Raw genomic sequence first — 13996 nt, 5'->3', positions numbered from 1 at the left:
GGCTCTGGTGCAGGCTGGCGTCAGGGGGTCACCGACGCCGGGGTGGGTCGGCGTCGCCTGCGGAGCAGTTCGCCGAGCGCCACACCGGAGAGCACCAAAGCGGCCGCCACCCCCAGTACCAGCCCGGGCAGGTGCGCGGCGAGCGGCGCGAGGACGACGGTGGCGGCCACGCCGAGGACGTGGGACAGCGCCGCCCGCCCGTAGACCTCGTGCTCCAGGAACGCCCGACCGCAGAGGAACAGGCAGGTGCCGCCCAGCATGAGCGCCGTCATGACACTGCCAGGGGGTTCACCGGGCTCCGCGACGACCCGCTCGACGCTGGCCGCCGTGCTGACCACACCCGCCACCATCAACCAGTGGGCGTACGGGTTGGTCTGCACCAGCCGGGCCCGGTGCGGTGACGCCTCGATGGCGGTACGCAGGGTCGCCCCCGCTCCTCCCGCGTAGCTCCACCACAGCACCACGGCCGTCAGGAACGCGGTGCCGAAGGCGGCTATCCGGTCCGGCGTGAAGGGCGCATGGCTCAGGCTGAGGACGGTGACCAGGACGAGTTCGCCCAGGGTGAGGGTGTAAATCTGCTGGTACCGCTCGGCGAGGTGCTCCGGCGACACCTCGTACTGCGGCAGGGCCGGCCGGCCGGGGACGGGGAAGCGGAACCCGAACCCGACGTAGTCGACGGCCAGTGCGGCGAGCCACACACCGAGGCGCCAGCCGGGGTCGGCCAGCACACCGCCCACCACCCAGAGGGCCCCCGCGCTGAGGGACCAGACCAGGGCACGGAGGGAGCGCTCCCGCCCCTGCCCACCGTGCTGTGACCGGACGAGCACCAGCCCTCGGCCCAGGTTTATCGCGGCCCAGGCCCCACCGAAGACCAGACCGTGGTCGCTGAAGGCCGTCGGCAGTGCGGCGGACATCAGCATGACGCCGAACATGATGCCGAGGATCAGGTACGGAATCGGCCGCCTGCGCGGGCTGTAGGTGTCGGTGATCAGCGTCGTGGTCACCCACACCGCCCAGAGCGTCGACAGGAGGAGCAGCGCCTGACCGAGGCCGGTCCAGCTCTGCTCGGCGGCCATCTTCCGCGAGACCAGGGTCAGACTCGCGACGAAGGCGAGGTCGAAGAAGAGCTCCAGCAGGTCGGCACGCTGCGGCCCGCCCTTCACCCGGGTCAGCGGCCGACGCGGGTCCTCCCTCACGCTGACAGCCTCACACCGCAGGACACCTCGTCGGGGCCTTTTCTCGCAGCGGGCGGTCAGCGCACTCGCACTCCGGCCAGCAGGGTGTCCACGAACGCGGTGTCGGTGTCCAGCGGTGGCGTGATCTGCACGTACACCAGTGCAGCGCCGCCGGGGTGCAGGGCGGCCGACTCGACGATGCGCGGCCGGCCCTGGTCGCAGCGGTACGCCACCACGGTCCACTCGACGCCGGCCTGCCGGGTGGCGCGGGGCGGCGCGGGCGTGCAGTCGCCGTGCGTGCGCTCGGCCAGGAACCCGGCCGGGGTGGTGCGGGCCGCCGTGGCGGTGGAGAGGCCGACGAACGCGCCGGGCAGGCGAGGGTCGGCGGCCCACCGGCGCGGTTGCGGCGACAGCACCAGGGCCGGTTCGGGTTCGCCGTCGGTGCCGTACTGACCGGCCCAGGTGGCACCCGCCGCCGACCAGCCGGGCGGCAGCGCCACGGTCAGCGGCCCGGTCGTGTACGTGCCGCCGACCTGCCGAGCCGACCCGGTGGCGCCTGGTTCGGCACCCACCGCACCCAGCGCGGCTACGGCCACCACAGCGGCCCCGGCCCGCTGCAACCGGCAGAGGCGGCCCGGCCGAGGTTGGTGCCGCACCGGACCGGTCGCCGTAGCCGGCCCCGCCGGGCCACTCCCACCGGTCGACGCGACCGGCCGTCCCACCGGGGTGCTCGCGCGGGTCAACGCGGCGTGCAGGGTCGCGGCGTCGGGGTAGCGGTCGGCCGGGTGGTGGGCGGTGGCCCGGGCGAGCACCGCCGCGACCGCCGGAGGCACGTCCTCCCGTAGTCGGATCTCCGGGGCGCGGCCAGCCGATTCGGGTCCGGACGGGTTCGCGTGCGACGGGCCCGCGGCGAGCAGTCGGACGCCGAGCCGCCCGAGCCCGTACACGTCGGCACGGGTGTCGACCACAGCGCCCGGATCGTCCTGCTCGGGGGCCATGTAACCCGGGGTACCGGCGCGGGCGGTCAGGCCCGAGGCGGCGGCGAGCGCCTTGGCGAGGCCGAGGTCGGCGATCAGCACCTGTTCCGTGCCGCCGGGGCCGGCGGCACGGAACAGGATGTTGCCCGGGGTGAGATCGCGGTGCACGACGCCGTGCCGGTGCAGCACGGAGACCCCGGCGCAGACCTCGCCGAGCAGGCGCAGCGCCGCTGGCGCGGGGATCTCGCCGGCAGCCAGCCGGTCCCGCAGGCTGCCTCCGTCCGCCCAGGCCAGGACCGCGTACGGGCGGCCGTCGGGCAGCTCACCGACGGCGTGCACCCGGATCAGCCGCTCGTGCTCCAACCGCCGTAGCAACCGGGCCTCGTCGAGGAAGCGCTCCCGCACCCGCAGGTCATGGCTCCAGTTCTCGGCCAGCACCTTGATCGCCACGTGCGCGTCGAGCGCCCGGTCGTAGCCCAACCACACCGTCGCGAACGAACCGACGCCGAGCAGTCGCTCGATGGCGTAGGGCCCGATCCGCAGTGGAGCCGTCACCGTGTCACCTCCGGCGGGCGTCTCTCTGCACGGTAGACCGGGCCGAGCCGGAAGGTGACGAACCGTTGGCCCCCGCGCGGTGACTAACAGGGCAGGAGTCCCATCACCGAAGGAGCCACCATGAAACGTCCCCCGATCCTCGTCACCACCGCCGTGCTGGCGCTCGGCACGCTCGTTGCGGCGGCCGTCGCTGGCCCGGCGGCGGCAGCGGCGCCTCTGGCCGGCGACGCCGCGCCCGCCTCGGCCCGTGGTCCGCTCGCCGTCGCCGTCGGGCACAGCCACCCGCAGGTGCTCAGCGTCGACGGCGTCGGCGTGTACCGCATCGGCGCCAGCCTGGCCGCGCTCACCGCGAACGGGCACATCGACTGGACCGCGCCGTCCTGCGGCACTGTGGTGCACGCCGGCGCGACCGGTTCCTGGGCGGGCGTGATCCTGCTGGCCTTCCGTGACGGGCGGCTCGTGGAGGTCGGTACGGCCACCGCACCGCCCTACTCCCCCGCCGGAGCGGCGGTCGGCATGACCTTCGCCGAGCTGGAGGACATCTACGGGCGGCGGGGCTCGCTGATCCGCAACGACGCGGGAGACGCCGAGGCGTACCTGGTGCGGGTGGGGTCGCGGGTGGAGCTGTTCACCGGGCACCCGATCCGGCCGGGCGTGGGTTACTTCCAGGTCGGCCCGGCCAGCTTCGTCGAGCGGAACTTCCGGCAGGGCGCGACTTGCTGACTTTTCCCAGGTACGGGGCGTCCGGTGTCGACCGGGCGCCCCGTACGTCGTATGGACCCGAAGGGAAGGTGAGGCGGACACGATGTTATTGGCCTAGACAACACTGTGTGGCACACAGTATGGTGTGACACATGGTTAGCGAGGACGTTCTACGGACGCACCTACAGGAGTTGCGTCGAGGCACCGTCGTGGTGGCCAGCCTGGTCGCGCTGCGCCGACCGGACTACGGCTACGCACTGCTGCAACGGCTCAGCGACCACGGCTTCCCGGTCGACGCCAACACCCTCTACCCGCTGCTGCGCCGCCTGGAGGACCAGGGGCTGCTGACCAGCGAGTGGAACACCGAAGAGAGCCGACCGCGCAAGTTCTACCGGACCAGCGACGAGGGCGAGTCGATGCTGAACCGGCTCCTCGACGACCTCGCCGCCGTGCAGACCTCCATCACCGGGCTGATCCAAGGAGTGGAACGATGAACACCCTGACCGACCGCTACCTCGCCGCCACCCTGCGATCGGTGCCCGCCCAGCGCCGCGACGAGATCGCCAACGAGCTGCGGGCCTCCATCGACGACATGATCGAGGGCCGGACCGATGGCGGGCAGGACGCCACCACCGCCGAGCGGGAGGTGCTCACCGAGCTGGGCAACCCCGACGTGCTGGCCGCCCGGTACGCCGACCGTCGATTGCAGCTCATCGGTCCGACCTACTACCTGCTCTGGCTGCGGCTGCTGAAGCTGCTGCTCAGCTTCATCCCGGCGCTCGTCGGCACGATCGTCACGGTGGTCGAGGCGGCGGAAGGGAAGGGTTTCGGCGCCGTCGGGCCCGGCATCGTCGCAGCAATACAGGTGGCTGTGCAGATCGCCTTCTGGCTCACAGTGACCTTCGCCATCATCGAGCGCAACCAGACGGCCGTGGACCTGCCGGAGTGGACTGTCGACCAGTTGCCCGACGCGCCGGTACGACGAGGCATCCCCCTCGCCGACACCATCGCATCGGTGATCATGTTGGTGCTGACCATCGCGTACCTGCCGCTCCAGCACTACCACTCCTGGGTGAGCGACACCGACGGCGAGAACATCGCGATCCTCGACCCGGCCCTGTGGTCGTTCTGGCTGCCGGCGCTGATCGGCGTGCTGGCACTCAGTGTGGTCTTCGAGGTCGTGAAGTACCGGATCGGCCGCTGGACCTGGGCGCTGTTCGGCACGAAGGTGCTGCTCGACCTGGCGTTCGCGGTGCCGCTGGCCTGGCTCGCGCTCTCCGACCGCCTGCTCAACCCGGCCCTGGCCGAGCGCCTGACCTGGGTGGCGGAGGCCGACAACCGGGACGGCATCGGCCTGGCCATCGCCGTGGGCGCGGCCGCGATCGTGGTCTGGGACCTGATCGACACGGCCCGGAAGACCCGCGCTCAGACGACCGCGTGAGCGACACCGGAGACGGCGGCCCGGCGCGTACCCCGCGCCGGGCCGCCGCCCGTCGACGCGACCGGACCGGCACGAGCCCTCCCGGTCGACGGGCCTGGTGGGCGGCGTGGCATCGTTCCCGGATGAGCGTGGCACCGCGAGAGGAATGGCGTCGCCCGGGCCCGACGGCGGAGCAGCGCCGCAACGACCTCTGGATCGGCCTGGGGATGACCGGGCTGGCGTTGGTCAGTCTGACCCTGGCCCGCAGCACCGGCGCGTTCCTCCTGGGCCCACCGCCGTCCGGGCCGGAGCAGCTGTTCTGGACCGTCGCGGTGACTCTCCCGCTGATCTGGCGACGACGCTGGCCGACCGCGACCCTGCTGGTCGTCGCGGTGGCGTTCATCGCCGCCCAGGCCCGCTCGGCCCCGGAGACCCAGTTCTCCTCGTGGGCCCTGTTCTGCGCCCTCTACACCGTCGGCGCGTGGGGGCAGGACCGCCAACTGTCCCGCCGGCTGCGGATCGGCGTGATCGCCACGATGTTCGCCTGGCTCGGTGTCTACTACGCGGTGATGATCGACCACATCCCGGCGGATGCCTTCGCCGACGCGGTCGGACCGGTGCCACCGGTGCTCGCCGCGATGGTCACCGGCGTGCTGCTCAACGTGCTGGTCTTCGGTTTCGGGTACTTCTTCGGCGAGACCGCGTGGGTGGCCGCGCGCCGCGAGCACGAGCTGCGCGCCCAGGCCGAGGACCTGCGCCGGTCGCAGGCCGAGGCCCGGGAGCGGGCGGTGCTCGGCGAACGGGTCCGGATCGCCCGCGAGCTGCACGACGTGGTCGCCCACCACGTGTCGGTGATGGGCGTGCAGGCATCCGCCTGCCGCCGGGTGTTCGACCGCGACCCGGGCAAGGCCCGCACCGCGCTGACCGCCATCGAGCAGAGCGCCCGCACCGCCGTCGACGAGCTGCGTCGGATGCTCGGCGTGCTGCGGACCTCCGCCGGCACCGACGCCGCGACGCCGCCGGCCGGCGGCGTCGAACGGATCGACGAGCTGGTCGAGCGGGCTCGGGCCGCCGGGCTGACGGCCACCCTCGGGGTGTACGGCGACCCGGTCGCGTTGCCCGAATCGGTCTCCCAGACGGCTTACCGGGTGACGCAGGAGGCGGTGACCAACACTTTGAAGCACGCCGAGGCGGCCCTGCTCGACGTGCGGGTCCGGTACCTGGCCCGGGAGGTGGAGGTCGACGTGACCGACGACGGGCGGGGCGGCGGGCGGGCCGACACCGACGGATTGGGCCTGATCGGCATGCGCGAACGGGTCACCGCCCACGACGGCGACCTGGAGGCCGGGCCACGGGCCGGCGGCGGCTGGCGGGTACGCGCCCGCTTCCCCCTGGCGGCGTCGCCGGACCGACCGGTGGGCCTACAGCGGGAGCCGAGCGACAGGCAGCAGGCGGCAGCCGGCGCGGAGCCGTCGGCATGAGCGCGGCAGCCCAGCAGGCGCTTGACGCCGGGCCGACGGTGCGGGTGCTGCTCGCCGACGACCAGCACCTCGTCCGTACCGGCTTCCGGGTCATCCTGGAGGTGGAGGACGACATCGAGGTGGTCGGTGAGGCCGCCGACGGCGAGCGGGCCGTCACCATGACCCGAGCCACCCGCCCCGACGTCGTACTCATGGATGTGGAGATGCCCGGGATGGACGGCCTGGAGGCCACCCGGCAGATCGTCGCCGACGGCCCCGGGGCGCCAGCGGTGCTGATCCTCACCACCTTCGACCGCGACGACTACCTGTTCGCGGCGCTGCGGGCCGGGGCCAGCGGCTTCCTGCTCAAGAACGGCACGCCGGAGGAGCTGATCGAGGCCATCCGGGTGCTGGCCAGGGGCGACGGTCTGCTCGCCCCGGAGATCACCCGCCGGGTGATCTCCACCTTCGCCCGACCCGGCGACCCGGCGGGCACCGCCCACCGGGGTCCCGAGGCCGATGCCGCGCTGGCCGGGCTGACCCCGCGCGAACGGGAGGTGCTGATGCTGCTCGCCGCCGGGTCGAGCAACGCGGAGATCGCCGCGGCCATCCACCTGGGCGAGGCGACGGTGAAGACGCACGTGAGTCGGGTACTGGCCAAGCTCGGCCTGCGCGACCGGGTGCAGGCAGTGGTGTTCGCGTACGAGAACGGGGTGGTCCGCCCGGGCGGGTGACGGCGTCCGCCGCGAGGTGGACCCGCCCGCTCACCCGCCGGGCGGACGGCACGGCGGCGTGATCGATCTAGCGTGTGTGCGTGACCAGAACGCTTCGCCTCGACGGCGTCGACCGCAGCTTCGGCGACCGTCAGGTGCTCAGGAACGTGTCCTTCGAGGTGTCCGCCGGCCGGATGACCGGTTTCGTGGGCGCCAACGGCGCCGGCAAGACCACCACCATGCGGATCATCCTGGGTGTGCTCGCCCCCGACGCGGGCGAGGTGAGCTGGGGCGGCACCACGCTGACCCCGCAGGACCGCCGGCGCTTCGGCTACATGCCGGAGGAGCGGGGCCTCTACCCGAAGATGACCACCCGCGAGCAGGTGACCTACCTGGGCCGGCTGCACGGGCTGGACGCCGCCGCAGCACGACGTTCCACCGACGCGCTGCTGGACCGGGTCGGGCTCGGCGAGCGCGGTGACGACCTGCTGGAGACGCTGTCGCTGGGCAACCAGCAGCGGGCCCAGATCGCCGCCGCGCTGGTCCACGACCCCGAGGTGCTGGTGCTCGACGAGCCGTTCTCCGGCCTCGACCCGCTGGCCGTGGAGACCGTCGTGGCCGTGCTGCGGGAACGGGCTTCGGCCGGCGCGCCGGTGCTCTTCTCCAGTCACCAGCTCGACGTGGTGGAGCGCCTCTGCGACGACCTGGTGATCATCGGGGACGGGGTGATCCGGGCCGCCGGCAGCCGGCAGCAGCTGCGCGACTCGTACACGGTGCCCCGCTTCGAGCTGGTCGTGGAACACGACGCCGGCTGGGTACGCGACCACCCCGGTGTGACAGTGGTCGAGTTGGACGGGGCGCGGGTGGTCTTCGACCTGCCGGCCGGTACCGACGAACAGCCCGTGCTGCGGGCCGCCCTCGCGCGCGGCCCGGTCCGCGCCTTCCGCCCGGTCAGCCCCTCGCTCACCGAGATCTTCCGAGAGGTCACCCAGTGAACGTCACCCAGGCCACCCGGTTGGTCGCCGAACGCGAGATCCGGGTCAAGCTGCGCGACCGCACCTTCCTGTTCGGCACGCTGTTCTTCCTGTTGATCGCCGCGGCCGGCACCATCCTGCCGCCGCTGTTCTCCGGCGGGCCGTCCACAGTGGCGGTGACCGAGAGCCTGGCCGCGCCGCTGCGCGCCGCCGGGCTGGAAGTCCGGGTCGTCTCCGATGACCGGGCCGCCGAGCAGGCCGTCCGCGACGACGACGTGGACGCCGCGGTGGTCACCGGACCGGCCGTCCTGGCCATGGACGAAGCCCCCGACGACGTGGTGAGGGCCCTGAGCACCCAGCCGACCGTCCGCCTGCTCGACCCGGACGCTGTCGATCCGGTGGTGGCGTTCCTGGTGCCGTTCGTCTTCGCGTTCGTCTTCTTCATCACCTCGCAGACGTTCGGTGTGCAGATCGCGCAGAGCGTCATCGAGGAGAAGCAGACCCGGATCGTGGAGATCCTGGTCGCCGCCGTGCCGGTCCGGGCCCTGCTCGCCGGAAAGGTGGTGGCCGGGGCCATCCTTGCGTTCGCGCAGATCGCCCTGATCGCGCTGGTGGCGGTGCTCGGGCTGCAGATCGGCGACAGCGGAGGTCTGCTCAGCCTGCTCGCCCCGGCGATCGGCTGGTTCGTACCGTTCTTCCTGATCGGTTTCGTGCTGCTCGCCGCCATGTGGGCCGCGGCCGGCGCACTGGCCAACCGGCAGGAGGACATCGCCGCCGTCTCGACGCCGGTGCAGCTCGCCGTCATGCTGCCGTTCTTCGCGGTGATCTTCCTGAACGACAACGCCACAGCGATGCGCGTGCTGTCCTACCTGCCGTTCTCGTCGCCCACGGCCATGCCGTTGCGGCTCTTCACCGGCGACGCGGCCGGCTGGGAGCCGATCGTCTCGCTGCTCCTCCTGGTGCTCGCCGCCGGTGCGTTCCTCCTCGCCGGGGCCCGGGTGTACGAGGGGTCACTCCTGCGCACCAACGGCCGGACCTCGCTGCGCACCGCCTGGCGGGAGCGGGAGACGATCGGCTGAGCCAGCGGTCCGCCCCGCCCGGGCGTCGGTGTCCTGATCGGATGCCGGCGCCCGCTGCCGTACGGCACCGTGCCGAGCGCTGTTCGGAGGCCGTGAACAGCGTGAACACTCCTACGTTGAGCCGATCCTCACGGCAACGACCTGGTCGTCGCCGGTTTCCGGACCGGAAAGGCTCCCGATGTCCCCACCGATCACCGCACGGCAACTCCGTCGTCTGCTCAGCGTCGTGCTCGCTGTCGCGCTCGCCAGCACCCTCACCGCCCTCGTCCGCCCCGCGCCGGCCGCCGCCGCTGCGGGCGACCTCATCCTCAACGGCACGTTCGACACCGGCAGCACTCAGCCCTGGTGGACCCGGCTCGCCTCGACCAGCACCACTGTCAACGCCGGGCAACTACGCGTCCGCACCAGCGCCACAGTGGGCAAACCCGTCTGGGAGGACCTGGTCGGTCACTTCGAGTTCGGGGTGACGGCCGCGCAGGCGTACCGGTTGCAGTTCGACGCCTCGGCCGACGTCAGCCGCTCCCTGCGCGTCTCGGTCTCCCGGGCGGACACGCCCTTCACCTCCGCCGTCGACCAGAACGTCACGCTGACGTCCTCGATGAGCCGCTTCACCTTCGACTTCGTGTCCCCGTTCGGCGACCCGAAGGCGGTGCTGCTGTTCCACTTCGGCGGCCAGAGCGCCTCGACGGTCCGGTTGGACAACATCTCGCTCACCCCGCTGGCCGCGAACCCGGCCACCGACCCGATCCTGTACTGGAACGGTGTCCTGCTGGCCACCTACAAGGCGCTGGACCTGCCACCCACCTCCTCGTCGCGCGAGGCCGCCATCCTGCACGCGGCGATGCACGACGCCGCCGTCTCGGTCACCGGGGTCGGCAACCCCTACCGGGTACGAGTGCCGGTCAGCTACCCCGGCACCATGGACAACGTCGTTGCGCCATCAGTGCACGCCGCCATCGACCGGGCCGCGTACGACGTGCTGACCGCCCTGTACGGCGGTCAGGGCCAGTCCTACTCCGCGGCCCTCGCCGCCGCTGTCGCGCGCCGACCGTCCGGGGTGAACGCCGCCGAGGTCGCCCGTGGTGACACCGTCGGTGCGGCGGCGGCCGCCGCCAACCTCCAGGCCCGCGCCAACGACGGATTCGACAACTCCACCGCCTACCCGGTGCAGGAGAACGTGCCCGGCGCGTGGCGGCCGACAAACGGCAAGGCGGCGGTCAGCCCGAACTGGGGACTGGTGACCCCGTTCGCGCTCACCTCGGGCCGGCAGTTCCGGCCCGGCCTACCGGCCGGCGCCACCGGGTACGCCGACCTGCTCGGCAAGCAGGAGTACCGCACCCAGGTGCAGGAGATCCGTGACTACGGCGGTCGGACGTCGTCGGTGCGGACACCCGAGCAGACGCAGATCGCGTTCTTCTGGGCCAACGACCTGGGAGGCACCTACAAGCCACCGGGTCAACTCTTCTCGCACACCCGGATCGTGTCGGAGCAGCGTCAGCTCGGCATCCTCGCCAACGCCCGGCTCTTCGGGCTGGTGGCCCTCGCCCTCGCCGACGCCGCCATCGCCGCCTGGGACGCCAAGTACCAGACGCCCATCGACCTGTGGCGGCCGGTGACGGCGATCGAGGCGATGGAGGGCCCCGGTTGGCAGCCGCTGTCGAAGACCCGCGAGGGGGTGCCGTACACCCCGGCGTTCCCGGCCTACATCTCCGGGCACGCCACCTTCGCGGGGGCCTGGTCGGCGGTGATGAAGAGGTTCTTCGGCACCGATGCGATCGCCTTCGACGCCACGACGGACGACCCGCACGCCGTGGGCGTGGTGCGGCACATGACCGGCTTCGACCACGCCGCCGAGGAGAACGCGCTGAGCCGGATCTACCTCGGCGTGCACTATCGCTTCGACGCGGACGCCGGCCTCGCCACCGGCCGCTCGGTGGGCGCGTACGTCTTCGCCAACCGCCTGCGGCCGTAACGGGGGCTCCCCGTCCGGTTCATGAGGACCGGACGGGGAGCGGCACGCGTGACAGCTAGGAAGCGCAGTTCCAGTGGCCGAAGTCGCCGGTACGGGACCAGAGCTCCCGTGCCGCCCTGATGTTCCACGCCGCGTCCAGCGCCGTCTGGCGGTCGACGCCGAACCGGGACACCTCCATGTCGCTGAACTGGAACAACCCCCAGCGGCGCGACCCGTCCTCGACGACCTCCACCCGGTAGGGGTCCAGGCCGGACAGGCAGCGCGCCACCCGCACCGCCCCGGCCGGGTCCTCCGGGAACGTCCGCCGCAGGTGTTTGCCGATCCGGTCCTCCGACCAGGTGGCGGGCACCGTGCGATCGCCCGCCAACTCGTCGAACAACCGCTCGTCCGCCGTGCCACTGACCGGCAGGCCGCCAAACGCCTGGAACACCATCACCCGGCTGGTGGTGTCCGGGCCGAACCAGCCGTCGACCGGGACAGTGAGTCCGTCGGCCACCAGATGTTCCTGGAGGCTCAGCACGCAGGGGCCGTACATGCCCTGGCGCAGCACCTCCGGGCAGCCGACCGTCGACGAACTGTCGACTGTGGAAGGGGTGAGAGGTCGCAGCGCCCCGGTCGCCCCGACCGTCAGGACGCCGAGCACCGCCAGCAGCGCCAGCCGAAGCCAGCGACGGGCCGGCCAGGGCGCTTGGGGTCGCGGCGGAACCGAGCCGACGCTCGGGCGGAGGTCCGCCGCGACGGCGGTGGACGGGCCGGCAGGGGTCCGTTGCGCGTCGCCCTCTCCTCGACAGTGCTCGCTGAGGCGAGCTTCGAGGTCCCGCCGTGCCTCCAGCCACCTGTCGACCTCGACCGCAGGGGTGCCGCAGGCGGCCAGCAACGCGACGACGGTGCGTTCCCGGGGCAGCGTCGTCCGCCCCAGCATCGTCGCGAGGGTGCTCGGCGGCAGCCAGTGCCCGGCCGCCGAGGCCTGCCGGGCCAGTTCCCGATAGGTCAGACCGGAACGCCGCCGAACCTCCCTGAGCAACGCCACGTACTCCCCCGCCGTGGCCGCCTGCGGCACCGGATCCCGGACAGCGTCATCCATCGGATCTCCCCGTGTGGTTGGTGTGGTCCAGCCCGAACCCGTGCCGGCGCGAGCCGCTCGGCCGTACACCGGTCAGCGGCGCGGCCATCGACAACGACGCTAGGTAACCCGGCCGGCCAGGACAATGCCCTGGTCACCGCGCTGGGATGTCCGGGCAGCTCACAGCGGCTTGTCCGGATCCTGTCCGACCATGTCGGACAGTCACCGCGACCTGATTTGCCCTCGCGTCCGCGGTGTCTGGAGAATCGGGCGATGACCACGGGGGAGCTACGCCCGGACGACGCGTCCGACCCGGCCGAATTCGTCGAGATGCTGCGCCAGCTCAAGGACCGGTCGGGCCTCACCTACCGACAACTGGAACAGCGTGCCGCGTCGACAGGCGACGTCCTGGCGCGCAGCACCGCGGCGGACATCCTGCGGCGGTCCACACTGCCACGCCCCGAGGTGGTGGCCGCGTTCGTGCGGGCGTGCGGCGCGGGAGAACAGGTCGAGACGTGGCTACGGGCCCGGCACCGCCTCGCGGCGGGTCAGTTGGCCCCGCCGTCCCCGGCGGCGGACCCGCCTCCGGTCGACCCGGTCACGACGGTGGCCCCGGAGCACTCCGGCCCGGCCCGCCCACGCTGGTTCGCGCGGCCCGCGCCGGTGGCGCTGCTCGTCGTCGCCCTGCTGGCCACGCTCGGCGTGGGCTTCTGGATCGAACGACGCGACGACGAACAGGGGAAGACCGCCCACGCCACCGATCCGACCGCGTCGGCGGCTGACGGTGCCCGTTCGCCGGGCGCGGGGCTCAGCCAGATCAGCCCTGCCCGCAGCCCGCACCTCTGCCTCACCGAGGGCCGCGACCGCACCGGCCAGTACACGAAGGAGATAGCGGTCCAGCGGCCCTGCACGGAGGCCACCCCACCGGACACCTCGCTGGTACCGGTGGCCGACGGAATGTTCTTCATCCACTGGGTCCACCCGGTGCTGGGGAAGGGCTGCCTCACCATCCGCGAGGAAGATCCCGGCCGGAACTTCCTCGAACCCTGGAACGCGGAGGACTGCAACGCGAACAGGCCGACGCAGGTGTTCCACTTCGAACCGACCGGAGCGAACCCCGACGCGTACCGGATCCGGCCCGACCGGAGCGAGTTGTGCGTCGGCCTGCGCGACGACGACAACGACGTGGCAAACGCGGCGCTGGTCGAGCCGTGCACCGGCGGCCCGGATCAGGTGTTCCTGGTCAAAGCGCTGCCCGGGAACTGACGTCGCCGCCGCTCACCGCGCGGGTGGCACCTGATCCCAGCCGGCGGGCAGCGGGGGCGCCGTCCAGGCCGGGTCCGGCTGCCAGGTGGCCCACGACCGGTCCCACCAGCGCTCACCGGCGTCGAGCAGGGCAGCGATCCGGTCACCCTCGGCCTGGATGGTGTCCGCCATGCCCGGGTAGCGCCCCTCGACGAGGCGCTGGGCGAACAGCTCCACGTCCTTCCAGACGTACCGGTCGGCGTCCGCGGCCCACCACAGGTCCAGCTCGTGGTCCAGGGTGTCCACCCCGATCGGGGTACGCCGCACCGGGTCCTGGAGGTTGAAGTACCAGCCGGCGAAGTCGCGCGCCGGCCCGGCCCAGAACACGTCGATCGAGTGCGCCTCACCGGGGCGTTGCAGCATCAGCTTGCCGTGCCCGGACCAGGAGCGGTGCCCGGCGGCCTCCCACGGGTGCCGCCCGCAGGGGAAGACGCCGGTGTCCGGGTAGCCGAACTCGGCCCCTGGTGGAAGGAAGAGGGCGAGCAGGTCAGGCGAATCCTCGACGCAGATCGTCGGGCAGCCGAACCAGACCTCACCCCGCAGCACCTCACGCCGCACCACCGTGTCGCCGGGCGAGAACCGGTCCGCCACCACTTCCACA

General features: G+C 72.4%; 13 protein-coding genes. 9 read left to right on the top strand and 4 right to left on the bottom strand.

Annotation, left to right across the window (positions count from 1 at the left end; genetic code table 11):
• Positions 1–20 precede the first annotated feature (20 nt).
• Positions 21–1196 carry a low temperature requirement protein A gene (locus ABZU43_RS16130; RefSeq protein WP_355007283.1) on the bottom strand — a complete coding sequence of 392 codons (1176 nt, stop codon included), beginning with the start codon at positions 1194–1196 and terminating at the stop codon, positions 21–23.
• Positions 1197–1252: 56 nt separating this feature from the next.
• A complete protein-coding gene (locus tag ABZU43_RS16125) occupies positions 1253–2707 on the bottom strand; it encodes a serine/threonine-protein kinase (protein WP_355007282.1) in 1455 nt (484 codons plus the stop codon).
• A 120-nt stretch (positions 2708–2827) separates the two neighbouring features.
• Here ABZU43_RS16125 and ABZU43_RS16120 point away from each other — a divergent pair, with 120 nt between their 5' ends.
• From ABZU43_RS16120 to ABZU43_RS16085, 8 genes are all read left to right on the top strand, one after another.
• Positions 2828–3430 (top strand): hypothetical protein, encoded by a 603-nt coding sequence (locus ABZU43_RS16120; protein ID WP_355007281.1) that lies wholly within the window; start codon positions 2828–2830, stop codon positions 3428–3430.
• 131 nt (positions 3431–3561) lie between these two features.
• On the top strand, positions 3562–3903 hold the full coding sequence (locus ABZU43_RS16115; RefSeq protein WP_124862757.1) for a PadR family transcriptional regulator: 342 nt from the start codon (positions 3562–3564) through the stop codon (positions 3901–3903).
• On the top strand, positions 3900–4850 hold the full coding sequence (locus tag ABZU43_RS16110; RefSeq protein WP_355007280.1) for a permease prefix domain 1-containing protein: 951 nt from the start codon (positions 3900–3902) through the stop codon (positions 4848–4850). Before ABZU43_RS16115 ends, ABZU43_RS16110 begins: the two co-directional genes overlap by 4 nt.
• Positions 4851–4972: 122 nt before the next feature.
• Positions 4973–6310 (top strand): sensor histidine kinase, encoded by a 1338-nt coding sequence (locus ABZU43_RS16105; RefSeq protein ID WP_355007279.1) that lies wholly within the window; start codon positions 4973–4975, stop codon positions 6308–6310.
• Complete coding sequence (locus ABZU43_RS16100) at positions 6307–7023, top strand: response regulator transcription factor (protein ID WP_355007278.1); 717 nt, start codon at positions 6307–6309, stop codon at positions 7021–7023. The genes ABZU43_RS16105 and ABZU43_RS16100 overlap by 4 nt, the downstream gene beginning before the upstream one ends.
• Before the next feature lie 80 nt (positions 7024–7103).
• The gene (locus ABZU43_RS16095) at positions 7104–7997 is read left to right on the top strand and encodes an ATP-binding cassette domain-containing protein (RefSeq protein WP_355007277.1); all 894 of its coding nucleotides are present in this window, start codon (positions 7104–7106) and stop codon (positions 7995–7997) included.
• Positions 7994–9055, top strand: a complete 1062-nt coding sequence (locus tag ABZU43_RS16090) for an ABC transporter permease (RefSeq protein ID WP_355007276.1) — start codon at positions 7994–7996, stop codon at positions 9053–9055. Before ABZU43_RS16095 ends, ABZU43_RS16090 begins: the two co-directional genes overlap by 4 nt.
• Before the next feature lie 178 nt (positions 9056–9233).
• Positions 9234–11027: a carbohydrate binding domain-containing protein gene (locus ABZU43_RS16085; protein WP_355007275.1), complete on the top strand. Its 1794-nt coding sequence runs from the start codon at positions 9234–9236 to the stop codon at positions 11025–11027.
• A 55-nt stretch (positions 11028–11082) separates the two neighbouring features.
• Here the strand turns inward: ABZU43_RS16085 and ABZU43_RS16080 are convergent, their stop codons facing one another.
• Positions 11083–12111, bottom strand: a complete 1029-nt coding sequence (locus ABZU43_RS16080) for a peptidoglycan-binding protein (protein WP_355007274.1) — start codon at positions 12109–12111, stop codon at positions 11083–11085.
• 252 nt (positions 12112–12363) lie between these two features.
• Here ABZU43_RS16080 and ABZU43_RS16075 point away from each other — a divergent pair, with 252 nt between their 5' ends.
• Positions 12364–13356 (top strand): helix-turn-helix domain-containing protein, encoded by a 993-nt coding sequence (locus tag ABZU43_RS16075; RefSeq protein WP_355007273.1) that lies wholly within the window; start codon positions 12364–12366, stop codon positions 13354–13356.
• A 12-nt stretch (positions 13357–13368) separates the two neighbouring features.
• On the opposite strand, the gene ABZU43_RS16070 is transcribed toward ABZU43_RS16075, so the two are convergent.
• The gene (locus tag ABZU43_RS16070; RefSeq protein WP_355007272.1) at positions 13369–13995 is read right to left on the bottom strand and encodes a DUF402 domain-containing protein; all 627 of its coding nucleotides are present in this window, start codon (positions 13993–13995) and stop codon (positions 13369–13371) included.
• Between the last annotated feature and the right edge of the window lies 1 nt (position 13996).

The organism is Micromonospora sp. NPDC005205 (assembly GCF_040608275.1).
In the GTDB taxonomy this organism is placed as follows: Bacteria; Actinomycetota; Actinomycetes; order Mycobacteriales; family Micromonosporaceae; genus Micromonospora.
The sequence above is the reverse complement of the archived record's forward strand: the minus strand, read 5'-3'. Positions and strand labels throughout refer to the sequence as shown.

Bases quoted from the DNA above. Each gene is read 5' to 3' on its own strand.
- ABZU43_RS16120 (WP_355007281.1), top strand. From the start codon at position 2,828: ATGAAACGTCCCCCGATCCTCGTCACCACCGCCGTGCTGGCGCTCGGC.
- ABZU43_RS16115 (WP_124862757.1), top strand. From the start codon at position 3,562: ATGGTTAGCGAGGACGTTCTACGGACGCACCTACAGGAGTTGCGTCGA.
- ABZU43_RS16110 (WP_355007280.1), top strand. From the start codon at position 3,900: ATGAACACCCTGACCGACCGCTACCTCGCCGCCACCCTGCGATCGGTG.
- ABZU43_RS16105 (WP_355007279.1), top strand. From the start codon at position 4,973: ATGAGCGTGGCACCGCGAGAGGAATGGCGTCGCCCGGGCCCGACGGCG.
- ABZU43_RS16100 (WP_355007278.1), top strand. From the start codon at position 6,307: ATGAGCGCGGCAGCCCAGCAGGCGCTTGACGCCGGGCCGACGGTGCGG.
- ABZU43_RS16085 (WP_355007275.1), top strand. From the start codon at position 9,234: ATGTCCCCACCGATCACCGCACGGCAACTCCGTCGTCTGCTCAGCGTC.
- ABZU43_RS16080 (WP_355007274.1), bottom strand. From the start codon at position 12,111: ATGGATGACGCTGTCCGGGATCCGGTGCCGCAGGCGGCCACGGCGGGG.
- ABZU43_RS16075 (WP_355007273.1), top strand. From the start codon at position 12,364: ATGACCACGGGGGAGCTACGCCCGGACGACGCGTCCGACCCGGCCGAA.